Genomic DNA, 22,921 nt, shown 5'->3' on the forward strand with positions numbered 1-22,921 from the left:
AGGCATGGCTGCCTGACTCAAGTAAATCACTCTCCGATATAGTCGGGGCGGTTCAGCTCGTCTATTTTAGACATAGCATTCTCACTGCTAACGCTATGTCATAGGTATGATCAAATAAATCCATTAAATCATACTTTACCATTTGTCGTTGTCTGCTCTTTGCCACTAGGTACGAGCCATTTAGCAAACCATCCTGACAAATCATCCATTAAAGTATAAACCACGGGAATCACCACAAGGCTTAATAACGTCGAAGTCACCAGACCACCCAATACCGCAGCGGCCATCGGACGACGGAAGGTTGGATCAGCATCACCCCAACCGAAAACTAAGGGCAACATCCCCGCGCCCATCGCAATGGTGGTCATAATAATAGGACGTGCCCGCTTGCGGCAAGCATCGATAATAGCCTCAAAACGCGCCAAACCTCGACGCTGTGCAATCAGTGCATAATCGACCAATAAGATAGAGTTTTTGGTAGCAATACCCATTAGCATAATAAAGCCGATCATCGATGGCATAGAAAGACTGCTATTGGTAATAACCAAGCCCACAAAAGCGCCGCCTATCGATAAAGGCAATGCCATCAAAATGGTAAAAGGCTGCAATATACGCCCAAACAATAGAATAAGTACGCCTAAAATACAAACCACACCGACCGACATCGCAATCACAAAACCGCTGAATAGCTCAGCCATGTTTTCTGCTTGACCTTGGTCAATAATGGTAATGGAAGGCGGTAGTTGTTGCATGGCAGGTACTGATTTAACCGCTTGTACCAAATCTCCAAGCTCGCCACTCGCAGGTTGCACCGTGATACTGATGGCGCGTTCCCGATCGAGCCTGCTAATCTGCGCAGGCCCAGTGCCAAAGTCTAATGACGCGACTTCACCCACACGTACGCCCTGTCCTGCGGGTAACGAGCTCGGTACATATAGACCTTCTAATTGACTGACATTTTGTTTGGCAACATCTGGTAGACGAATGACGATAGGAATCTGCCGCGTATCCAAATTGAGCTTGGATAAACGCTGCTCATAGTCACCCACCGTCGCCACTCGTAACGTCGTAGCGATGTCTTGCGTGGTCACACCTTTATCCGCCATCGCTAGTCTGTCTGGCGTCACCGTTAACTCTTGACGCGGCAAACTGCGGTCACTGGTCACGGAGCCAGCACTGGGCAGCCCTCGAATCTCTGACATAATTTGCTGAGCGGTTTGTTCAAGCAATTGCGGATTGGTACTGGTCATAGAGAAGTTGTAACCACTCTCTCCACCACTCGACAAACCAACGGTAAAGCGCGCACCTGGCACTTCTGCCAACAAACTACTTATTTGACGTTCAATCTCTTGCTTAGAGCTGCGCTCTGCACGTGGTGCTAGCACGATGTCTAGACCTGCTATATTTTCGGCTTTGCCACCACTAGAGTTTGAGTCCATGCTAGCCTGAGCCTCACCGACTGAGGTAAAAATATTGGTGACTTCAGGCATTGCTAAAATACGCTCACTTGCCAGCGCAGCAACGCGCTCTGTGTCTTCCAGTGCAACGTCAGGTGTCAACTCAATCGCCACACGAGTTTGGTCAATGTCATTATCAGGAATAAACGACGTTGGTAGTAATTTGACAAGCATCAGTGACGCCACGAATAACACTAAAGTTGCACCCATCGTCAGCCAGCGATGATGCAGTGCCCATGCCACTATTTTGAGATACCAACCCATCAGCGCGCTTTGCTTCTCAACGTGTTTTTTCTCTGGTCGCAATATATACGCTGCCATCATCGGTGTGATAAGACGTGCGACCATCAAAGACGCAAAAATCGACAACGCAGCCGTCCAACCAAACTGACGGAAAAACTGTCCAACGATACCGCCCATAAAGGCGGTGGGTAAAAACACGGCAATCAAAGTAAATGTGGTCGCGACTACCGCCAAGCCAATCTCGTCAGCCGCTTCCATCGCTGCTTCATACGGTGTCTTGCCCATGCGTAAATGCCGTATAATGTTTTCGACCTCGACGATCGCATCATCGACCAATACACCGATCACTAACGACAATGCCAACAAAGATATAATATTGAGGCTAAAGCCAAATAAGTACATACCTAAAAAGGTGGGAATCACTGATAATGGCAAGGCGACAGCAGCAACTATAGTCGCCCGAATATTGCGCAAAAATAAGAATACGACGACAACTGCTAACAGACCACCTTCGATCAGCATCCGTAAAGAAGCTTGATAATCTTCAGCGATGGGCGTTGCCCGATCATAGACTTTTTCAATCGTGATGTTACCTACATCGGCTGACAGCTTGGCAAGCTCTGCATCAACCAGCTCCATGACCTCAACTTCACTGGCACCACGCGAGCGGGTGATGTTAAATGCCACCACCGTTTGCCCGTCAAGCTTAGCAATAGAGCTTGGGTCAGCCGCGCCATCTGTGATTTGTGCCATACGTCCAAGCGCTTGTGTGCCGCCTGCTGGGATTGCCACTTGTAAATCATTGAGCTCACTTGCCCGCTCCACCGCACCAAGGACACGAATCGTCTGGGTGGTTTTGCCCACTTCTGCTTCACCACCAGAGCTGTCCTGCTGAATACCGGTGATTTGATTGGATAGTTGTGTGATAGAAAGCTTAAGACCACTCAAGGTAATCGGGTCAGCTGCGACGGTAATTTCACGCTGCAAACCACCAATACGGCTAACCGTACTGACACCCGGTATATCAGAAAGACGCTTGGTGACCGTATCATCGACGAACCAAGACAAGTCTTCCACATTCATGTTTTCAGCAGCCACAGAATAAGTGACAACGGGGAATCCTGCGGTTGAAACTTTAGTGATAATAGGGTCATTGGCAGCGGCAGGCAAATCGCCGCGTACCTCGCCTACTGCCGAGCGCACATCATCGACCGCTTCTTGAATATCCTTTTCTAACACAAACTCTGTGACCATGGTGGCAGCACCCGTTTGTAACGTGGTGCGAATATGCTTGATACCCTCAATACTGGTGAGCTTGTTTTCTATCTTTTTTGCGATGTCGTTTTCGAGCTGTGATGGCGCGGCACCTGGCAAAGTCACCGTGACCACGACTGCAGGTAAGTCAATATCAGGAAACTGCTGCACCTTCATTTTCATAAAGCCATAAATACCGCCTAACGTCAGTAGTATGAATAGCAAAATGGCAACTAAAGGATTTTTTATCGAGTAAGCAGAAACATTTAAACTCATGGTTGTGCCTGCGCTGCTGTACTCGTTTGGCTAACACCATCAACGATACGCACCAAATCTCCATCATTTAAAAAGCTACCGCCTTGTTTGACAATTTGACTGTCACTAGGCAATGGCTCTAGCACTGCCACATTTTCGCCAAGTCGCTCGCCCAATGTCACTCGTTGTTGCTTGATACGACCTATGGTCTGACCATTTTGAGTCGTCACATTGGTTACTAGCATCACATAATCATAGCCATCGTTGCTGACGATAGCGCTATTGGGCACCGTTTGCGTACTGGCACTGCCTAATAGGAACTCACCCGTTTGATACATACCTGCCCGTACTTTTGCATTGGCTGCCAAGCTCGCATAGATAGTAATCTGCCGGTTGTTGTCCGCCGTTGGTGCTATACGGCTCACTTTCCCCATTACCGTATCACCATCTGGCAAGCTCACCCGTACTGGCGTCCCGACACTGACTTCACCGACAAGCTTGGGATCAATATCTGCACGCCATTCCAAAATCCCACCTTTAATGATAGTAAATAATGGCTCGCCACCAGCAACCATACCGACCTCCGCCATTTTCTCGCTGATGACACCGCTGACTGGTGCGACCACTGTTGCATTATCTACACTCAAGCGCTGAGTACTCAGACGCGCTTTGGAGGCTTGTAGCGCAGCCTGTGCTTGAAGTTTTGCAGTGCGATAGCGATCGGCTTCTTGTTTGCTAATCGCATCAATATCTATCAATGGCAATACACGGGCAGCATCAGCGCTGGCATTGGCAAGCGTCGCTTCTGCTTCGGCAACATCTGCCTCTGCTTGCAAGACTTGCTGCTCCATAGCATCGGTGTCAAATATCGCCAATACTTGACCCGCTTTGACGCGATCACCTTCTTCGACCACTATACGCTCGATAGCAACACCGTTTACTTTGGCACTGACATTCGCCTTATCTTTGGCATCAATGGTGCCATCAGCACTGAGTGTGTTACCAATATCATCTTGGCTTGGGCTGACCGTTTCTACTGATAATACCGCCTGCTCAGTGCTCGTAGCGCTTGCAGTGGCACCATCACTTGAAGTACGACTAGAAGCTGGTGATTCATCGGTCGCGGCTTTATCACTACCGTCCCAATACTTTCCAAGTAGCACACCAATGATAAGCACGGCTGCCAATACGGGTAACAACCATAATGGTAGTTTTGAAGCGGTTTTTTTAGACAAATTATCAGACTGGCGATACGGTGGTAGCTCAGATGGTTGAGGTGGCTCAATGTTGGTTTCTTGCTCGCTAGTCGGTGCTTGCTTATTATTAGGGTGTTCAAAATCACTCATAGTCGGTCTCTATAAATAAGCACGGTACTAACGCCGTAAAAAGTATAAGGGAAACAAAATGATACAGGCAGAGCTTATCAAAATAGTCTTTTATCATTGTAGACTATCTCGTCATTGGGTCAATTATGTTAAGTATCTACATAGTCAATTGTTGATAGTAATCAAGATATAATAATCAAGACGTAGTAAGACATTGAACTTAATAAAGATTATTAGTAGCAAAGATTATCAGGTGAACGATAAGTAAAGACAAAAGACAGCGTATTCCCAGTTCATTGCATAAGTCTTTTTCACCAAAATCCCTTACTTAAAACTTATTCAGCCAATGAAAAAATGACCGAATATGCTGTCATATTGAATGCATTAAGATACGACCATTATAGTTGGAACAATCACTCGTAAAAACTAATGATACATACGCCCTACAGTTTAGACTTGTATTTATGGGGTAATTTGTCATTATTAAGATAACTCTACTAATAAAGGAATCCATCATGGCTAATAAATCAGACGTAAAGAAGCTTAAGCAAGAAATTAAAGATACCAAAGCAAAGATTAAGCAGAAAAAGAAAGACCTCAAAGATCTTAAGAAGTCATTGAAAAAGTCGAAAAAAGCCAAATAGCTTTGTTTCGAGATGATGGCTTTACGTCAAAAAATAGAAGAGGATAGCGTTGGCTGTCCTCTTTTTTGCTATTAATTTAGCCATTTTTAGCCCATTTAGAGGATAATCGATTGAATTGGCTATACGCCTTAGGCATTAGTATAACGACTCGCCTCAGGCATCCAGCGGTGAATCAGTTGGCTCACATCTGCCTTGCGTGCAGGATCTGCAATTAGATGTTTTGCTAAACGCTGAGCAATGGCAAAAATCTGCTCGTCACGTATCAGATCAGCCAAATAATAACCAACATTACCCGTTTGACGTTTGCCTAATAACTCACCGGGACCACGCAGTTCCAAATCTTTTTGCGCAATGACAAAACCATCAGTGCTATCACGCAGGACATTTAAGCGCTCTGTACCTGTCTCTGATAATGGCTTTTGGTATAACAGTACGCAATAGCTTTTGGTTGAGCCACGCCCGACTCGCCCGCGCAGCTGATGTAATTGCGATAGACCTAATCGTTCGGCATTTTCGATGACCATTAATGATGCATTAGGTACGTCGACCCCAACTTCAATGACCGTTGTGGCAATCAGCAAATCCAAATTGCCAGCTTTAAATTCTTGCATAATGGCTTGTTTGTCAACGGATTTCATCTTGCCATGGACAAGACCAATGCGAATATCCAAGCGCTCATTTAAATCCTCATAAGTGGCTTCAGCGGCTTGCGCATCCAGCACACTAGACGCTTCGACCAACGAGCAAACCCAGTACGCTTGTCTACCCGCTTCACAATTAACCGCAATACGTTCGATCACCTCATCGCGTCGATTACGGTCAATGGTCACCGTAGTAATTGGCGTACGCCCCGGTGGCAATTCATCGATAATCGAGGTATCCATATCACCATAAACGCTCATCGCGAGCGTGCGCGGAATCGGGGTAGCGGTCATAATCAGCTGATGCGGTGTGCTATTGGCCACACCTTTATTGGTCAGTGCCATACGCTGCTCAACACCAAAGCGATGCTGTTCATCGATAATAACTAAGCCCAATTTGGCAAACTGTACCTGCTCTTGAAACAGTGCATGAGTACCGACCACGATTTGCACCGTGTTTTCTGCGACTGCTTCCAATGCTTCGCGGCGCTGCTTCGCCGTTTGTTTCCCAGCAAGCCAGCCGACACCAATACCTAACGGTTCAAACCATTGCTTGAAATTGACCAAATGCTGCTCTGCTAAAATTTCTGTGGGTGCCATAACCGCCACTTGCCAACCACTATCAAGCGCATAACCCGCCGCACCCGCTGCGACCAGAGTCTTGCCCGCGCCAACATCGCCCTGCACCAACCGCAACATCGGGATGGACGTTGCCATATCAGCCGTAATATCTTTCATGACTCGTTGCTGTGCACCCGTTAAATCAAACGGCAATGCGGCAAATAGCTTATCAGCCAATGGACTTTGCGTGGCACATTTGGGTGCTTTATGCTGATGCAGTTGCTGACGACGATATAACAAGCTGAGCTGATGGGCGGTTAATTCTTCAATAATCAAACGCTGGCATGCCGCATGAGTACGGGCACTTAATTGGGTGAGTAGCTGATATTGTCGTCCGGCGTCGGTATAAGTCGGCGGTGTATGCAGTAATACTAAGGCTTCAAATATCGTCAGGTTATAGACGTTGTTATTAACTGTTCTATTAGCGACTGTATGGATATCACTGTTTGTATTATTATTGGCATCATAGACATTGGCTTTATTGACACTACTAACGCTATGACCAGTCGTATTATCTGGCACACTACGCGCCAATGTCGAAAATATATCTTCTGGATACTCTGCCTCTGTTACTACTGTCTTAGTCGGTTCAAAAGGTGCTAATGGCAAGTCAGCCACGACTGCAAAGTCTGTAGGAGTAAACAGCGTCATCGGTAAGCCTTCACTGCGAACCGTCTGTAATGCCAGCTTAATTAAGGTACGCAGCTTATTTTGATGCAAACCTTTGACACTTGGATAAATAGGCTGCAAACCGATATTTACTACCGCCTCATTACTACTGATAATTTGATATTCAGGATGGTGGATTTGCTTACCATAACGACTCACCTTTACTTCGCCAAATAATTGCAGTTGCGTCCCTAAGCTCATGGTTTGTGCAAGACCACGATAAACCTTAAAAAACCGTAGCGATATGGTGCCCGTATCATCATCTACCACGACCGTCATACCGCTGCGCTTGGTGTCAACGTGCACCACACGCCCAGTAATCAACGCAGACTGCCCGTGCCCCACCTCTGCTATAGACAGCAATCGGCTACGATCTTCATAATCACGTGGCAGATGCAGCAATAAATCAAATATTCGTTTAATATTCAATTGTGCCAACTGTTCTGCGACTTTTAATCCCACACCCGCCAGTGCCGTCACTGGCATATCTAGCGCTGAGAGTGGCAGCTCAGACCTTATATGGTCTGTTGGGCTAGTTAAAGAAGCGTTCACTGATACTGACATCAAAGATCCTAACGATATTATTTTTAGTTTTCATATACTCATTCAAGTATTTTCAATATACCGTAGATGATGACAGTTTTTATAAAACAGCTGTCATCAACAGGACACATCAAAACACCGACTCATTTCATTATAGCTGACAATACAATTGCTTATGCTCAGCTATTTAGTAATACTGCGTCAAAAAGCCTGAAAGTCAAACGACTCATTTGTATCATATCAATAACTGATGTCTTATTTTCCGTATTATGGTCATTTTATAAGGTGTTTTTATGTTCACTCCTGCCCAGTATCGACAACCTCTTAATAGTCTAAGAGTGCGACATAGTATGAGAGTGCTATGCACCAGCTCAATTGCCGTACTTGGATTATCTATCAGCGCTTGTAGCGCTCTAACGCCAGCGCAGCCGTTACCTGAAGCACCTGAAATAGCGCCACTTAATGTTGCGTTAGTATTGGGCGGCGGCGGTGCCAAAGGCTTCGCCCATGTTGGGGTGATTAAAGCACTAGAAGCAAATGGTATCAAACCAACGCTCATTGTTGGCACCAGCGTCGGCAGCTTGGTTGGTAGCCTATATGCCAGCGGCTACACACCAGTACAACTTGAGCAACTGGCACTGACCACTACAGATAGCGAATTGACAGATTTTGTCTTATCCAACCAAGGTGTCATCGAGGGTATCAAACTCAAGAACTTTATCAACGATAAAGTCGATGGACGAGTAATAGAGGATTTCCCCATCCGCTTTGCAGCAGTCGCGGCGGAGAAGCATACTTTGAAAAAAGCCATTTTTACCACTGGTGATGCGGGGCTTGCCGTTCAGGCATCCTGTAGCGTACCAAATATTTTTATTGCACCGCGTATCCCCGAAAAGGTCGGTAAAAAATATATCGATGGTGGCGTGGTCAGTCTAGTACCTGTCGATAGTGCCCGTGATTTAGGCGCTGATATTGTTATTGCCGTTGATGTGACAGATACTGGTATTAATAATACTAGCGGTGTGTCTACACTTGATAAAAAATTAAACCTCAACGGATTAAGCAATTTTTGGGGATTTTTAGAGAGTAATGTCGTAGCCCCGCCAAGCGCCAATCGTGCCTCATCGATGCAGCGTGAACGAGATCGTGCTGATGTGCTGATTACGCCTGCGGTCAGTCATATCAGCTCACTAGATACCAGCCAGCGCCGTGCTCTCATAGCTGCAGGCTCGCAAGCCACTACCGTACAAATGGCTGCCATCAAGCAATTAATCAAAGAAAAATCTAACCAGAAATACGCGACGCTTTAAGCGCCTTGCAACGGCGTACCAAAATTTCTTATTAACAACCCACAAAAAAGCACCACAGCAACGAGCCGTGATGCTTTTTATGATTAAACGAATATTAAGCCAGTATTAAATAAATCACCCTGATAAAATACTTAATACTAAATGACTGGCTTATTTCACACGTGCACGGTATTTAACCACTACGGTGTCATTAAGACCAACACCCTCTAGATCCCAGCGTACCGCTTTATAATATTTTAATGGAATTTCTTGCAGTTGGTTATCCACTTTTCCACGTAATGGCATACGGGCAAAAGTATTGCCGTCTGCACTGCCGTATGGAAATTCAGGTGATACTGTACGCAATAACTCTACCTGCTCAGGGATACTCATCGTCACGGTCATTTTTCGGACGCGATCTGCATTGGTATTGGTAAAATAACCTTGGTACTCCAAAACATTACCTGATTGTAGGCGCGTACTAGCATTCACCGGAGCCAAAACCTCTTGACCGTTTGCATCAACGCTAATCAATGACGCGGTAATTTTACTATTGACGGCCTGTGCACTCGAGTTGCTGCTTTTAGTAGCATTGGTCTGTACAGCTGCCGAACTATCAACCGCTTGTTCTGGCGTCGGTAGCATTGCCGAGGCTTGCGTCACTACCATCGCACCGATGAGCGTACCAGCCACAACGTGGAATAAGCGATGTCCGCTCCAAGCACTAAATGGGCTAGCAAATTGGTTACTTTTTTTCATGGTTTTCATTATCCCTGGTTAATATGTCGGTAAAACGCAGCTGGTAAAACTTGAATAACTTCTGGTATATATTGAATCGTCTACAGGCAGCACAATTTAGACGGAACATACCCACTTATAAGAAACATGCTATAAGAAACATAACTCATTATAAATGGTCGACTGTTATAGTACTGGCAGACCTAGTATCGCTGCTGATTGTAGTAACAGCTAATGGCAAGCGCTGCATGCGTCTATATTGTCATAGCTGGTAAGCTTATCGTATAAAGTTTTTATTTTTATTGATTATCTTCGTTCATCGCCTGTAAAGCAATAGCGTTTAGCATAGCAAAAAGTGTTTGTACGTACACTAACCCCGTGTTGCGGTTGTGTATATCGTCGATCAGTGATAAAAATTGATTGATACTACTGAAATAAAAGATAGCTCATAACGGCGTTTTTTGCTATGGTAATTCTTTAGCGATAGGCATTTTTTGCTACGCCCCTTTTCTTATTCTCACTACTATTGCCCTTATTATGACTACTAGCGCCATGCCCCAAATCAACCCTGAATACGTCCATTGGTTCCGTAACTCTGCCCCCTACATCAATACCCATCGCGGCAAAACGTTCGTGATTATGTTTGGTGGTGAGGCGGTCAATCATCCAAATTTCAGCACCCTTATTCATGATTTTGCGCTACTGCATAGCTTAGGTATCAAGCTGGTATTGGTACATGGAGCGCGACCGCAAATCGAAAAGAACTTAAAAGATGCTGACATTACCTCCCCACTGCATCAAGACATTCGAATTACACCGCGCGTGGCGATGCCTGCTATTTTACAAGCGGTAGGCGCTATTCGCCTGCAACTCGAAGCGCAGCTGTCGATGGGACTGGCCAATTCACCTATGTATGGTTCACGCATCGATGCCATTTCAGGCAATTTTGTGACCGCACGTCCTTACGGTATACGTGATGGTATCGACTACCAAATGACTGGCGAAGTGCGCTCTATCGATGTTGAAGCCATCAAAAACAACCTGCTACACGACCATATTGTGATTTTAGGCTCAATGGGTTATTCAGCGACTGGTGAAGTCTTTAATTTGTTGGCTGAAGACGTGGCGCTCAGTGCGGCTGTGGCACTGGGTGCTGATAAGCTTATCTTCTTGGGCGAAGAAGCAGGCATCAATGACGATGATCGCTTACTAAGAGAGATGATTCCTAATGAAGTCGATCGCTTCTTACGTGATCGTGATTTAAATTGCGAGATCAATTATTTCTTAAATTGCGCCAGTTTGGCTTGCCGCCAAGGCGTCCATCGCACCCATATTATCTCGTATGCCAAAGACGGTGCCTTATTAGAAGAGTTATTCACTCGTGATGGCTCTGGTACTCTTATCAGCCATGACCCTTACGAAGAGATTCGTCGTGCCAATATTGACGATGTGGTCGGACTGATTGAGCTATTATCACCGCTAGAAGAGCAAGGCATATTAGTCAGCCGCTCACGCGAACGCTTAGAGCAAGAGATTGATAATTATAGTGTCATCGAGCGTGATGGTATGATTTTGGGCTGCGCGGCGCTATATCCATTGGATACAGAATCAGCAGAAGTTGCCTGTGTCGCCGTACATCCCGATTATCGTAGCGGTAGTCGCGGTGCAGACTTACTGGCATTTTTAGAGCAACAAGCGCGCAGTCATGGTCTGCACAAGTTGTTTGTGTTGACAACACGGACGGCACATTGGTTCGTCGAGCAAGGCTTTGCCGAAGTCGAAGCCAGCGCTCTACCTGCGTCGCGTCAAGAAAAATACCATAATGGTCGTAATTCTAAAGTCTTTCAAAAAACTCTTTAGATACTCAATTTTTAATCATAAAAAAGCCCTCATAATATTATGAGGGCTTTTTTATGATTTTATTTTTTAACACTGTTCACTAGGGTGTGTACTAAGTATTATTTTACTTTTAATAGCTCAACCGTAAAGATAAGCGTGCTGTTAGGCTCGATACCTGCGTTACCCGCTTCGCCATAAGCAATATCTGATGGGATATAAAACTCGTATTTACCGCCTTCTTTCATCAGTTGTAGACCTTCTGTCCAGCCAGCGATGACTTGGTTCAACGGGAACTCAATTGGCTCACCGCGCTCATAAGAGCTATCAAATACCGTACCATCGATTAACTTACCTTCGTAGTTTACTTCAACCACGTCAGTCGCTTTTGGTGATTTACCCGTACCGGCGGTGATAACTTTGTACTGTAAGCCAGAAGCCGTTTCTTTGACACCTTCTTTTTTAGCGTTTTCTGCTAAGAATGCAGCGCCTTTGGTTTTGTTTTCTCCAGCTTTTGTTTCCATGTCTTTAACGAACTTTTCTTCTTGCTCTTTTTGATAAGTCGTCAACACTTCCTGCATTTGTTCTTGAGTCAATGCTGACTCATTGCCTTCATAACCATCACGGAAGCCTTTTTCAAAGGTATCAAGATTCAGGTCACCGACCGCTTCTTTGTTACCTTCAGCCATCATGAAGCCTAAGCTATAACCTACTTTTTCATTTGCTGAGCTTTGCTCGGTGATTGAAACACTTTTTGCAGCTGTCTCTTGGTTACCGTTATTTGTGCTACAGCCTGTTACCAACAACATAGCACTAGCAAGTGCACCAACGCTTAAAGTAGTGATTTTTTTCATAAAGTACTCTCAAATTGTAAGGATAGTGGCGAGATGTCACATGTTCCTATAATAACAAATCTTAGTTTTAGGAACCATGTTTGCCGTCAAATTATCGGGCGAATGTACAGTCTATGTTAATATTTCTCATCATAATAACAAGTTATCACACAAATACAGTAACACGTTAAGCTTTCTATCTTTAAATCCACTAATACATCAGCTAAGCTAAATTAGTTAAGGTGATAAGTAACCGAGTGTACGTCTTTATTATGGATGATTAACATTGGCAGTAAGGCAATTAACACGAGGGAAACCAACGTTTTTTGATAAGGTTACCTACTCAAAAATTATAATATCACCGCATAACTTACTTTAAAAATACTATTAATTATAACCATCTATGTATTGGTTTCGCTCAACAACAGCTGTACTGATGATATTGTTGAGTGGCTTTCGTATGATGATTAAAGGAGGATAAGATGAATCCAATGTACACATCTTTTAACGGTTATCTTGGTGGGCCGATCGGCTCTATTATTGGTGCTATTTTAATATTTATTATTGGTTGGCTAGTGGCACTGGGTATCGCAGCACTGGTTCGTAATGTATTATCTAGAGTCAATCTGAACCAACGCATGAACTCTTCAACGGGTAAGACCTACGATTTAGAAGGTATTATCTCTAAGATTGTATTTTGGTTCATCTTTATCATCGCGATTTCTGGGGCACTGAACCAATTGAATTTGAATTCAATCTCGACACCGTTTGCAAATATGGTCAATCAAGTCCTAGCATTTATCCCTAATCTTATCGGCGCTATCGCTGTGGGTATTATTGGTTGGGTCTTGGCTACTGTTGCACGCACAGCTATCAACGCGGCATTGGCGAAAACGTCGATGGATGAGCGTTTAAGTGCTCAGGCAGGTGTAAAACCGATGAGTAGCACGATTGCCGATATGGTTTATTGGTTCATCTTGTTGGTTGTTTTGACGATGGTATTGGGTAAATTAGAGCTTGATGGTTTATTTGCTCCATTGACGAATATGGTTGATAAAATCTTTAGCTTTATCCCTAACATCCTCATTGCAGGTGTTGTCTTTGTCGTCGGTTATATCATTGCCAAAGTGGTACGCGGCATTGTGACCAATCTTGTGTCTACTTTTAATGTTCAAGAACTGGCTACAAAAGCAGGTTTAAGCGAAAAAAACAGCTTGCCTAATATCGCTGGTTCATTGGCATTTTTAGTAGTGATCATTCCAACTATTATTGCTGCATTAAACGCATTAAAAATTGAAGTGATTGCTCGTCCTGCGACAAACATGCTGAACAAAATCATGGAAGCATTGCCAAATATCTTTATGGCGGTTGCGATTTTAGTCGTGACCTTCTATGTGGTACGCATGGTTGCCAATATCATCAAAGGTTTGATCGAAAACACTGAGATTAACCAATTGCCTGCGAAAGTTGGCTTACAAGAAACGATGGGCGATAAGAGAGTCTCTGACCTTGTTGGTTATGCGATTATCTTCTTTGCGATGTTATTTGCCTCAATTGCCGCCGCTGACTTGCTAGGTTTTGAGCCTATCTCAGCCATTATTGCCATGTTTATTGCGTTTGGTGCCAACATTATCTTGGGCGCAATTATCCTATTTATTGGCTTCTGGCTTGCCAATATCATTGCAGGTGTCGTTGAGCGTTCTGAGCAAGGCTCACAATTCTTAGCAAACATCGTCCGTGTACTAATCATGGGTTTAGTACTTGCCATGGGTCTAAAAGCGATGGGTATTGCTGACTCTATCGTTAACCTAGCCTTTGGTCTAACGCTAGGTGCCGTAGCGGTAGCCTTTGCCCTTTCATTTGGTCTTGGTGGTCAAGAGGCCGCTGCACGTTTCCTACGTAAGATGCAGGATAAAATGGACAAAGAACGTGAAGAAGCTAAAGCGAAATCTGCTCTTCATACTAGCTCAAGTACACAAGAAAAAGTTGCTGACTCAGTTCGAGAGAACACTCCTGCTGCCTCAGATACAATGACTAGTGACTTACCTACTAGCACTGGCGATACCAACAATCTTAGTACGGGTCATGTAGATATTACTCACGTTGAAACAAGTGATGACGATATCGACACCGGTTCAGATCTAGCGCCAAGTAATAAAGGCTTTACTGATATTGATAATAATGACTTAAAATAAGTCATCATTAACGATATATTTTGAATAAAAAAGACAGCCTAGGCTGTCTTTTTTTATGGCGTAAATTTATTTTCTACAAAACATCGCTACAAAATCATATTCAGTACTTGGTATTTCGTGCAGGTATATTCAAATTTAATTGCATTCGCATTGACTCATTTTTACTTGCTGATAAGTTATTTGTCCTTTGCTTTTTATGCTGTTGGTTTAAGCGCTGTAGTTGCTTAGTCAGCTGCCGTTCACGCTGGGTCATCGGATCAACGGGTTGAATCCATAAATCGATATCAATAAAGGTGTCATTAGACTCGTCAATAAAATCAATGCCCAATACAATCACATGATGCAGCTCGGCTATTGGCAGTCGGCTCGCAACATCCTGTGCAATCTTTGCTAAGTTTGGCTGAATAGCCTGTTTACTGTGCTGGCTCTCAACATCTTGCCCATAAAATATTAATACATAATGCCGTCCCAAGCTCTCATAAGAGTGCTGATGGACGACATAACCTTCTTTTTGCAGACCATGTGCTTGTTTAGGATGTCTATATAGAGTTCGAACCAGCTCATGGCGCGAAAATAAAGACTCGTCCAATAGCTGCTGTTGCCAATAACAGCGTTTTGTTCCTAGCGTCTCTTTATCAGTATTGTCTAGTACTTCTTCATCGAGCATCTCTATCATTTGGATGCTTAGCTGCGACCACAGAGCTGCCGCTTGCGCCATATGCTGATGATACATCTGCGCAGTCGTGCTTTTGTTTTTGTAGGCAAGCGTCATAGCGACTAATGCAGGATTGGGCTCATCTTGCACCTCGTACTTGATGAGTGCATTATCTACTGCGATAGCGTCCGTAAATAAAGTAGGACGATGTAAAAACTGAATGACTAGATCTGCTTCTGATTCAAAGCTAATGACATGATTACTGGCTGAATACTGTAATTGCCCTAAACGATAATGCAAAAATCGCCATAACTCGCATGGTGCTTGTAGGCTTGCTAATATCGCCTGCCAGTCATGCCAGCTAAAAACTTGTAGCTGCTGCATACTGTCGCTCATATCCACAACCAAATCTTCCATAAAATAGCGGACACCAAAACCATGAGTGAGCCTTTTTAGGGGTTGTCGTTGCTGGTCATTTATCTTAATTTTATTGATTTCTTCACCTTTATCCGTGAGCTGAATATCAAAAACTAAAACATTATGGCTCATGTTGTCGTTATTTTTATGCTGAGCAAGATATGTCTTGTGCCATATGAGCGCGGCCTTTACTACCGCCATACGCGCAGCTTTAATATCGACCAGACTACTTTTAGCAGGCAAATATAATATGAGCTCAAGTAATGATAGGTTACCTAGTGGCAATTGATAGTGATATTGCTGAGCACGGTAACACGCGTCATATTTATGCTCAAGATGCTGCATATTGGCCAAAGCAATATCTACAGCCTCTTTCTGCAAATAGCAGGTCAACTCATTAACAAGGCAATCATTATCAGATAGGGTAATAGATGAGTCAGACACAGTGTTAACCTTTTATTATCGAATGGACGCGTTGTATAGTAAGTTGCTATTGATGAGCATAACACTAGAGCATGTTGAATATTCGCAAATGTTTTTGCTATAACGACAGGCTACCGACGAAAAACTTAACAAAATAAGCCTTATTAAATGCAGTCGCTTTCAGGGCAATGAGTTGTTATGATAATAGCAAAGTAGCATGATTTGCAGTCAAACTTATCGCTTATGGGCTGCCTTTGATTACATTTTTTAGAGACATTTATTAAAATTATTTAATGACCATCATATAATAAAAAGGATTGAACGTTATGAAACGCTTTAAAGAGAAAACTGTCATTATAACAGGTGCAGATTCTGATATTGGTCGTGCAACGGCGCTTAGATTTGCACAAGAAGGGGCGAATTGTATAATCGTTGGTATTAATAACGATATTTTAGAATACATCTACGAGGATCTGCCACAGGATCATACATGGATCAATACAGGTAACCACCTTACCGTAACCAGTGATATTAATGATCTGACCCAAACGGCAAGATTAATAAAGCATGTACGCGATAAATATAAACATATTGATGTGATGGTCAATATAGATACTGCGGTCGGCATTCATCAGTCAGTTATTCCAGAACTGATAAAAACACAAGGCAATATCGTTAATGTATCAACGCTAACGGAGATATCAGCAGACTGGAATATAGAGACCTATAAAGCTAGGCAAAGGGATTTGACTGATGTTACAAAGAAGCTGGCATTAGAGAATATACCAAATAATGTACGTATTAATGCCGTATCTGCTGGATTGGTGGCAACAGACATCAGTCCAAATCCATTTATTACCCACTCTCCACTAGGGAAGACAGCGACACCGTTTGATGTAACCGCCGCTGTGATGTTTTTAGCCAGTGATGATGCTGCCATTATTACTGGTATGAATTTACCTGTTGATGGCGGGGTGAGTACGTTCAACAGCTAACTCAATGCTTAGTTTTTTAGTTATTCTTAAGGTTCATCCTCACAAACAAAAGACCCCCTGACATTAATCAGTCAGGGGGTCTTAATATAATACAGATACTCATAACTCATTTAAAACTTTATTCAGCTGAATGATTGATATCTTGTAATGGTTGAGATAAGCGCTCAGGATGTCTTGGTATCACCCCTTTATACTGAGCATAAATTTTTGGTAAATCCGCTTCGATATCACCACTAGGATAAACCAACGACATAAAGCGTATTTCTTTGGTTTTGTAATCCATCGCTACTGGCAAAATAGGTACACCAGCACCCACTGCTAAATAATAGAAGCCTGATTTCCAAGTTTCAGTATATTGACGAGTACCTTCTGGTGCTAAACCCAAAAATAGTGGCTTGCCGGTTTTGAACTTATCAATACTGGCCTGTAATACTGAGCCTTTATCACTACGATCAATGGGAATCACCCCTATCCAGCTTAATAGCTGAGCAAATACGGGCACTTTAAATAACGTATGCTTACCCATAATACTGATTTTCAAATCTAGGGCAAATAAACTGGGTATCGCATAAACCCCATCAATATTCGAAGTATGCGGCAGCGCTAAAACCACGGCTTGTGAAATATTTGGAATCTCTCCAACCGTACGCCAACCCGCAGCTTTTAGCATAGCTGAGGCAATCACTGGCGCAATTTTATTACCGCGTTTCGGGACTAAACTACCCAGCTGCTTTCTACTAAGCTTGGGCAATATTTTAGAGTTTATAGACTGAGAAGCAGCAGCTTTTGAGCGATTAAATAACTTTGATGTCATGACGGCACCACATAATAAAAGATACCTACATAATAACATTAAGCTTATACAACTAAATTGAATTTTATAGGCTTTTATTGCTTGCTAGCTTACCGGTTTATAAACTTATATAAATATATAGCTATTGACGGACATACCCATCAAGCCCATTAGGATATGTCAGCCAAATTGCCTTTATTCTCAAGCCAAACCTTGCGATCAGCAGCACGTTTTTTAGCCAACAGCATATCCATCACGCTATTAGTCAACACCATGTCATCCATATCTAGCTGAACTAAACGCCGAGTATCACGGTTCATGGTCGTCTCACGTAACTGCTCTGCACTCATTTCACCCAAGCCTTTAAAGCGTGTGATTTGCGCTTTTTTATTACCTAGTACATTGGCTAAGATATGTGCAAGCTCTGGCTCATCTAATGCATAGTGCACCTCTTTGCCCACATCCACTCGGTACAATGGTGGCATAGCAACAAATAAATGACCTGCATCTACTAGCGCAGGGAAATGCTTCACAAACAAAGCGCAGATCAGCGTCGCAATGTGCAGGCCATCAGAATCCGCATCCGCTAAGATACAGACTTTGTCATAACGCAGCTCAGACAAATCATCAGAGGCAGGATCGACACCGATAGCAATAGCGATATCATGAATCTCTTGACTCGATAACACCGTATCTGATGACACTTCCCAAGTGTTTAAAATCTTACCACGCAGCGGTAATATCGCCTGATAATGACGGTCACGTGCTTGCTTCGCACTACCGCCTGCAGAATCCCCTTCTACCAAAAACAGCTCAGCACCATCACGCAAATCACCGCGACAATCTGCCAACTTACCCGGCAACGCAGGACCTTGAGTGATCTTTTTACGCGCGACTTTTTTCGCAGATTTAAGACGACGTCCTGCTTTATTAATGGCCAGCTCTGCGATTTGAGTACCCATATCAGCATGCTGGTTTAACCACAGACTAAAGGCATCTTTTGCCAGCGTTTGTACTGCGCCTGCTGCCTCACGACTTGATAAACGTTCCTTAGTTTGACCTGAAAACTGTGGCTCAGAAAATTTAAGCGACAGGATATAGTTTACCCCATCCCAGACATCTTCTGCCGTTAGCTTGACACTCCGTGGTAGCAAATTATGAATATCGCAAAACTCACGCAATGCCTCTAAGATACCCGTTCGCAAACCATTGACGTGCGTACCGCCCTGAGCCGTCGGGATAAGGTTCACATAACTTTCTTGAATCGGCGTGCCACCATCAGGCAACCAAGACAAGGCAAAGGTAATAGCAGCACGTTCGCCCGCTTTCGCATCGTAATTATAATAGAACGGTGCTTCAGGTAAGGTTTCTAAACCATCTAACTGTTCGCTTAGATATTCGACCACTCCGTCAGTAAACTGCCAAACCACCTTTTCATTATTAATATCATCGACAAATTCAATCGTCAGCCCAGCTGCCAGCACCGCTTTGGCTTTTAGATTGTGCTTGAGCTGCTTGACATTAAATTTAGGCGTATCAAAAAAGCGACCATCTGCCCAAAAATGTACTCTGGTACCACGTTTGCGTTTGTTTGAGCTGACTGCTTCAGTCAACGGCGTCACTGGTGCGCCATTTTCAAACGCCATATCAAACTGTGTACTATCACGCCATACCGTCACCTCAACACGTGTTGATAACGCATTGACGACAGAGATACCCACACCATGCAGACCGCCTGACACTTCATAATTAGAAGTCGAAAACTTCCCACCAGCATGCAAACGGGTCAAAATCAGCTCAATGCCCGATTGATTAAACTCAGGATGAATATCAGTCGGCATACCGCGCCCATCATCCTCAACTGACAATGAGCCATCACTATGGAGCTGCACCTTGATGGTTTTAGCATAACCCGCCAACGCTTCATCAACTGAGTTATCAATAACCTCTTGCGCCAGATGGTTCGGGCGCGTGGTATCGGTATACATACCTGGACGACGACGTACTGGCTCAAGCCCTTCTAAAACTTCTAACGATTGCGCATTATATTGACTCACAAATGCATCCTTAACTATTCATGTTCGATTAATTCTATTAAACCATTATAACGAAAAATTGCGACGTTAAGGCTAATAGTCAATCGCTCACGTCAGATAATGTCGCCTATTTTTTGGGTATTTAATGATGTAGTAATCGCCTTAATTGTTCAATAATCTTTGGTAGTTGTTCAGCGAAGTCACTAAACCTGTGATCGCCACCTATTTGTAAAGTAACCGCACTGCCTTGCTGTTGATAAAAGGCTTTAGACAATTCAGGATTTAATAACTCATCGCCTTCTTTAATAAATACAGCAATTTTTTTAGGATAATGAACTTCTGATAACTGATGATCTGCAAACCATTGCAAATCCGCAGAAGTAATATCCCAACCGCCAGCAGTCGTATAGAGAATTTGATTCTTTGGCAATTTATCTTCGCCTTGACCTTCATTACTATCATTATTTAGCAGTAAGTCATGAGCAAAGCGCTGTAATGTCACATGTGGCTGAGTACTAGGATTTAATAGTAAAGCTGCACAGCCTTTATGATTGCTCACCAAGGTAGAAAAATAGCCACCCAATGAGCTACCAACGAATACAACTTTTGAGTCGCTGCCCCATTCCTCAACTAGACTTATCAGTTTATCGAACACGTCTTGTGGCGATTTATTCAAATCGGGACGCAGTACATTGATATCAGGATGATGATGCTGGCAGTATTTTTCTAGCAATACCCCTTTGGTAGAGTTCGCATCACTGTCCAGTCCATGGATATAAATCAGGTTCACGTATCATCTCACTTATTAATTTTGTTATGATTATCTTATATAGGCTAGTGACGCTAAGCATAGCACCCGCTAAACAAAAATAATAACAATAAAACGGCACACCATTAGTCAGTATTTGCGACATAATAATATTGTCATAATAGTTTTATGCAAGTCAAAGGAATGACGATAATAGCAATGGAGTCGCCATGAACCAACAGTTTGAGCTGTTTGAGATTGCCAATCCATGTATTGGTCTTTGTCAAAGCAATAAAAAAGGCTATTGCTTTGGTTGCCTGCGCAGTCGAACGGAGCGCCAGCGATGGCATGATATGACGACAGAGCAACGCCGTGAAGTTTTAAGGCTGGTTTCTGGACGTAAACTGCGTATAGAGCAGATGAGACAGCGTAAAGGTGAACAGTTAGGATTTGATTTTGAAGAAGATGTTGAGGTTGGGGAGTTGTTTTAGAATTTTATAACTTATCTGCCCCTTTTAGAGCCCATACAATTACATTGTCTCTCTCTAGCTTAGGCTGACGTCCCAACTCAAAGTTAGGACACATGAAAAATACAAGTTTTAATTTGGCGTCAGTCTCTAACACCTTATTTATATCTTTCTTAAGCTTTTGATTACTCGTCGGAGCCACTGCTGCAAAAACTTCAGCAGCTAGTTCACCACATTCCGATTCGATATCTGGACCTGGAGCAGTTCCAAGATTAAGTCTAAATGGAGCTAATTCTGAGTATTCAGTAAATAGAATTTCTAATGCGTAAAATGAGGCTAAATAAGTAAAAGATTGATTAATCTGCTCGACTATATTCAATTCACGCTTAGAATCTAAAGGATCAAAACCTATACCGCCAAACTTCATTTTTGAAAAGAGAGTTTGTGAAGAGTTTAATCCAATCTCAGAGCTAATCTGAAATAGAGTTTTATCCATTGATTCATACAATTTTTTCTCAAATTGCTTAAGCTCTTTAATGTTATTTACTGTGAAAGATTTAAGCATATCTTACCTTTTGACTATAAATTTTCGATGAGTAGCTAAGTTCTAAATGAGTAGAATCAAAGAAATTTTCATCTCAAAATCTTAGCTAATTTTCCTCAGTGAAAAACAACTCGACTATCTTTTATTAGTTTTGATTGTGAACTACAATAAATCTAGCACGCTCGTATAGTTCGTCAAAAGTAATTATTTCTGGACTTACTATGTTCTTTCTCAAAAGCTCAAACGATCTGAGCTTATCCTTATTAACACCATTCTCTGTTGCAAATTCAGCCATACTTCCAATCACAAGATAAGCTTTAGGCTGATAACTATATATTTCTTCGCCAGTCGGATTACCCAAACTATCTTTTAGATTAATTTTATCGGTAAGGCTTTCAATGGCGGATGCTACTGTACCTTGTACCTGAGATATTGCACCTGCCAACTCCTTTGATGGTGCCCAACAACCTGCTCTGTATGATTTAGTATCAAGCAATTGAGTAGCATGAGTTTTAATTTCCACAAAGCAGAGATTAGATATAATACCTTTAGTCTTCATAAGAGCATCAACACGCTTACCATAACTATTTACGTCGTGACCTTGCACAACCTGCTCTAACTTTCTATCATCTAATCCTGACAAAAACACATAGCCAAGACCATAGCCAAAAATCCAAGGATTTTTTTCAAAATACTTTTGCCATAATCCTTCATTAGTTGCGTTTTTTTTAACTTTAAGATCATCAAAATATATCGAGTCACTCAATAATTTCTCATATACATCAAGCTGCTTTTTTCGATATCCTACTGCAACAATATCCTCTTTTGTAACTTCTGAACGAAGAATTTCAGAAAGTAGCTCTTGATTCTCGTGAATAATTCTTTTAGCTTGGCTCTCAGAAAGTATAATCCTGTTCAAATTTTCATCAGTTATATTTATCGAAGAAGAACTGTCTAAACTAATAGATGTTATATTCTTAATAAACTCAAATAACTTTCTAATTTCATCTCCAACAAATGAAAAGCTAGCATTATGAGGTTTATCAGTTGCAACCGTATAACCCTGTATATTCAATACTGAAAGTCCCCTCGTATCTTCAAAAAACTTAGCTGTTATATGGGTTTTCGCATTCTCTTTATGACGAAGTAGAACTTCTTCCTCAATCTTAGTAAAAGCGTATGAGTCTGGTGAATCAATTACTTTGGAAGCTATTCGAACATTCCTATTAGAACTATAAAAATCATTAGACCTCTTGCAAAAGTCATAAACCAAGCTCGAAATTAACAACACTGGCGAATA

General features: G+C 42.8%; 17 protein-coding genes. 6 read left to right on the top strand and 11 right to left on the bottom strand.

Annotated elements, in window-relative coordinates; all coding sequences use genetic code 11:
* Positions 1 to 128 precede the first annotated feature (128 nt).
* Together JFC08_RS12660 and JFC08_RS12665 are read right to left on the bottom strand one after the other, a co-directional pair.
* Positions 129 to 3,230, bottom strand: coding sequence for an efflux RND transporter permease subunit (locus tag JFC08_RS12660; protein WP_198330965.1), 3,102 nt, complete (start codon positions 3,228 to 3,230; stop codon positions 129 to 131).
* Complete coding sequence (locus JFC08_RS12665) at positions 3,227 to 4,555, bottom strand: efflux RND transporter periplasmic adaptor subunit (RefSeq protein WP_198330966.1); 1,329 nt, start codon at positions 4,553 to 4,555, stop codon at positions 3,227 to 3,229. Before JFC08_RS12665 ends, JFC08_RS12660 begins: the two co-directional genes overlap by 4 nt.
* Positions 4,556 to 5,049: 494 nt before the next feature.
* Between JFC08_RS12665 and JFC08_RS13925 the strand changes: the two genes are divergently transcribed.
* On the top strand, positions 5,050 to 5,178 hold the full coding sequence (locus JFC08_RS13925) for a hypothetical protein (RefSeq protein WP_265088293.1): 129 nt from the start codon (positions 5,050 to 5,052) through the stop codon (positions 5,176 to 5,178).
* Between the two features lie 128 nt (positions 5,179 to 5,306).
* Here JFC08_RS13925 and recG read toward each other — a convergent pair whose 3' ends face one another.
* Positions 5,307 to 7,673 carry an ATP-dependent DNA helicase RecG gene (gene recG / locus JFC08_RS12670; protein ID WP_227697778.1) on the bottom strand — a complete coding sequence of 789 codons (2,367 nt, stop codon included), beginning with the start codon at positions 7,671 to 7,673 and terminating at the stop codon, positions 5,307 to 5,309.
* 272 nt (positions 7,674 to 7,945) lie between these two features.
* Here recG and JFC08_RS12675 point away from each other — a divergent pair, with 272 nt between their 5' ends.
* On the top strand, positions 7,946 to 8,962 hold the full coding sequence (locus JFC08_RS12675) for a patatin-like phospholipase family protein (RefSeq protein WP_338101667.1): 1,017 nt from the start codon (positions 7,946 to 7,948) through the stop codon (positions 8,960 to 8,962).
* Between the two features lie 150 nt (positions 8,963 to 9,112).
* On the opposite strand, the gene JFC08_RS12680 is transcribed toward JFC08_RS12675, so the two are convergent.
* Positions 9,113 to 9,700, bottom strand: a complete 588-nt coding sequence (locus JFC08_RS12680) for a hypothetical protein (RefSeq protein ID WP_055125406.1) — start codon at positions 9,698 to 9,700, stop codon at positions 9,113 to 9,115.
* A gap of 516 nt (positions 9,701 to 10,216) precedes the next feature.
* Between JFC08_RS12680 and argA the strand changes: the two genes are divergently transcribed.
* On the top strand, positions 10,217 to 11,539 hold the full coding sequence (gene argA, locus JFC08_RS12685) for an amino-acid N-acetyltransferase (protein ID WP_045445754.1): 1,323 nt from the start codon (positions 10,217 to 10,219) through the stop codon (positions 11,537 to 11,539).
* A gap of 98 nt (positions 11,540 to 11,637) precedes the next feature.
* Here argA and JFC08_RS12690 read toward each other — a convergent pair whose 3' ends face one another.
* Positions 11,638 to 12,369: a BamJ family beta-barrel-assembly machinery protein gene (locus JFC08_RS12690; RefSeq protein WP_055125408.1), complete on the bottom strand. Its 732-nt coding sequence runs from the start codon at positions 12,367 to 12,369 to the stop codon at positions 11,638 to 11,640.
* Positions 12,370 to 12,830: 461 nt separating this feature from the next.
* On the opposite strand from JFC08_RS12690, the gene JFC08_RS12695 reads away from it, so the two are divergent.
* Positions 12,831 to 14,543: a mechanosensitive ion channel gene (locus JFC08_RS12695; RefSeq protein WP_198330967.1), complete on the top strand. Its 1,713-nt coding sequence runs from the start codon at positions 12,831 to 12,833 to the stop codon at positions 14,541 to 14,543.
* 100 nt (positions 14,544 to 14,643) lie between these two features.
* Here the strand turns inward: JFC08_RS12695 and JFC08_RS12700 are convergent, their stop codons facing one another.
* Positions 14,644 to 16,059: a hypothetical protein gene (locus JFC08_RS12700; RefSeq protein WP_198330968.1), complete on the bottom strand. Its 1,416-nt coding sequence runs from the start codon at positions 16,057 to 16,059 to the stop codon at positions 14,644 to 14,646.
* A gap of 305 nt (positions 16,060 to 16,364) precedes the next feature.
* Here JFC08_RS12700 and JFC08_RS12705 point away from each other — a divergent pair, with 305 nt between their 5' ends.
* Complete coding sequence (locus JFC08_RS12705) at positions 16,365 to 17,033, top strand: SDR family NAD(P)-dependent oxidoreductase (RefSeq protein ID WP_193007273.1); 669 nt, start codon at positions 16,365 to 16,367, stop codon at positions 17,031 to 17,033.
* Between the two features lie 118 nt (positions 17,034 to 17,151).
* On the opposite strand, the gene JFC08_RS12710 is transcribed toward JFC08_RS12705, so the two are convergent.
* The 3 genes from JFC08_RS12710 to JFC08_RS12720 form a co-directional block, all read right to left on the bottom strand.
* Positions 17,152 to 17,847 (bottom strand): lysophospholipid acyltransferase family protein, encoded by a 696-nt coding sequence (locus tag JFC08_RS12710; RefSeq protein WP_226950331.1) that lies wholly within the window; start codon positions 17,845 to 17,847, stop codon positions 17,152 to 17,154.
* A 149-nt stretch (positions 17,848 to 17,996) separates the two neighbouring features.
* Positions 17,997 to 19,883: a DNA topoisomerase IV subunit B gene (parE, locus tag JFC08_RS12715; protein ID WP_193007275.1), complete on the bottom strand. Its 1,887-nt coding sequence runs from the start codon at positions 19,881 to 19,883 to the stop codon at positions 17,997 to 17,999.
* 121 nt (positions 19,884 to 20,004) lie between these two features.
* Positions 20,005 to 20,652, bottom strand: a complete 648-nt coding sequence (locus tag JFC08_RS12720; protein ID WP_087816289.1) for a YqiA/YcfP family alpha/beta fold hydrolase — start codon at positions 20,650 to 20,652, stop codon at positions 20,005 to 20,007.
* Positions 20,653 to 20,840: 188 nt separating this feature from the next.
* On the opposite strand from JFC08_RS12720, the gene JFC08_RS12725 reads away from it, so the two are divergent.
* Positions 20,841 to 21,101 (top strand): DUF1289 domain-containing protein, encoded by a 261-nt coding sequence (locus JFC08_RS12725; RefSeq protein ID WP_087816287.1) that lies wholly within the window; start codon positions 20,841 to 20,843, stop codon positions 21,099 to 21,101.
* Between the two features lie 4 nt (positions 21,102 to 21,105).
* Here the strand turns inward: JFC08_RS12725 and JFC08_RS12730 are convergent, their stop codons facing one another.
* Complete coding sequence (locus tag JFC08_RS12730) at positions 21,106 to 21,642, bottom strand: hypothetical protein (RefSeq protein WP_087816285.1); 537 nt, start codon at positions 21,640 to 21,642, stop codon at positions 21,106 to 21,108.
* Between the two features lie 124 nt (positions 21,643 to 21,766).
* Positions 21,767 to 22,912 (bottom strand): Shedu anti-phage system protein SduA domain-containing protein, encoded by a 1,146-nt coding sequence (locus JFC08_RS12735; RefSeq protein WP_198330971.1) that lies wholly within the window; start codon positions 22,910 to 22,912, stop codon positions 21,767 to 21,769.
* Between the last annotated feature and the right edge of the window lie 9 nt (positions 22,913 to 22,921).

The sequence above is a fragment of the Psychrobacter cibarius genome, from assembly GCF_016107535.1.
GTDB lineage: Bacteria > Pseudomonadota > Gammaproteobacteria > Pseudomonadales > Moraxellaceae > Psychrobacter > Psychrobacter cibarius.

What these genes read in the sequence shown, in the direction of transcription:
- JFC08_RS12730 (WP_087816285.1), bottom strand. Translation starts at nt 21,642, where the DNA reads ATGCTTAAATCTTTCACAGTAAATAACATTAAAGAGCTTAAGCAATTT.
- JFC08_RS12695 (WP_198330967.1), top strand. Translation starts at nt 12,831, where the DNA reads ATGAATCCAATGTACACATCTTTTAACGGTTATCTTGGTGGGCCGATC.
- JFC08_RS13925 (WP_265088293.1), top strand. Translation starts at nt 5,050, where the DNA reads ATGGCTAATAAATCAGACGTAAAGAAGCTTAAGCAAGAAATTAAAGAT.
- JFC08_RS12680 (WP_055125406.1), bottom strand. Translation starts at nt 9,700, where the DNA reads ATGAAAAAAAGTAACCAATTTGCTAGCCCATTTAGTGCTTGGAGCGGA.
- recG (WP_227697778.1), bottom strand. Translation starts at nt 7,673, where the DNA reads ATGTCAGTATCAGTGAACGCTTCTTTAACTAGCCCAACAGACCATATA.
- JFC08_RS12690 (WP_055125408.1), bottom strand. Translation starts at nt 12,369, where the DNA reads ATGAAAAAAATCACTACTTTAAGCGTTGGTGCACTTGCTAGTGCTATG.
- JFC08_RS12665 (WP_198330966.1), bottom strand. Translation starts at nt 4,555, where the DNA reads ATGAGTGATTTTGAACACCCTAATAATAAGCAAGCACCGACTAGCGAG.
- JFC08_RS12705 (WP_193007273.1), top strand. Translation starts at nt 16,365, where the DNA reads ATGAAACGCTTTAAAGAGAAAACTGTCATTATAACAGGTGCAGATTCT.
- JFC08_RS12725 (WP_087816287.1), top strand. Translation starts at nt 20,841, where the DNA reads ATGAACCAACAGTTTGAGCTGTTTGAGATTGCCAATCCATGTATTGGT.
- JFC08_RS12675 (WP_338101667.1), top strand. Translation starts at nt 7,946, where the DNA reads ATGTTCACTCCTGCCCAGTATCGACAACCTCTTAATAGTCTAAGAGTG.
- JFC08_RS12710 (WP_226950331.1), bottom strand. Translation starts at nt 17,847, where the DNA reads ATGACATCAAAGTTATTTAATCGCTCAAAAGCTGCTGCTTCTCAGTCT.
- JFC08_RS12660 (WP_198330965.1), bottom strand. Translation starts at nt 3,230, where the DNA reads ATGAGTTTAAATGTTTCTGCTTACTCGATAAAAAATCCTTTAGTTGCC.
- argA (WP_045445754.1), top strand. Translation starts at nt 10,217, where the DNA reads ATGACTACTAGCGCCATGCCCCAAATCAACCCTGAATACGTCCATTGG.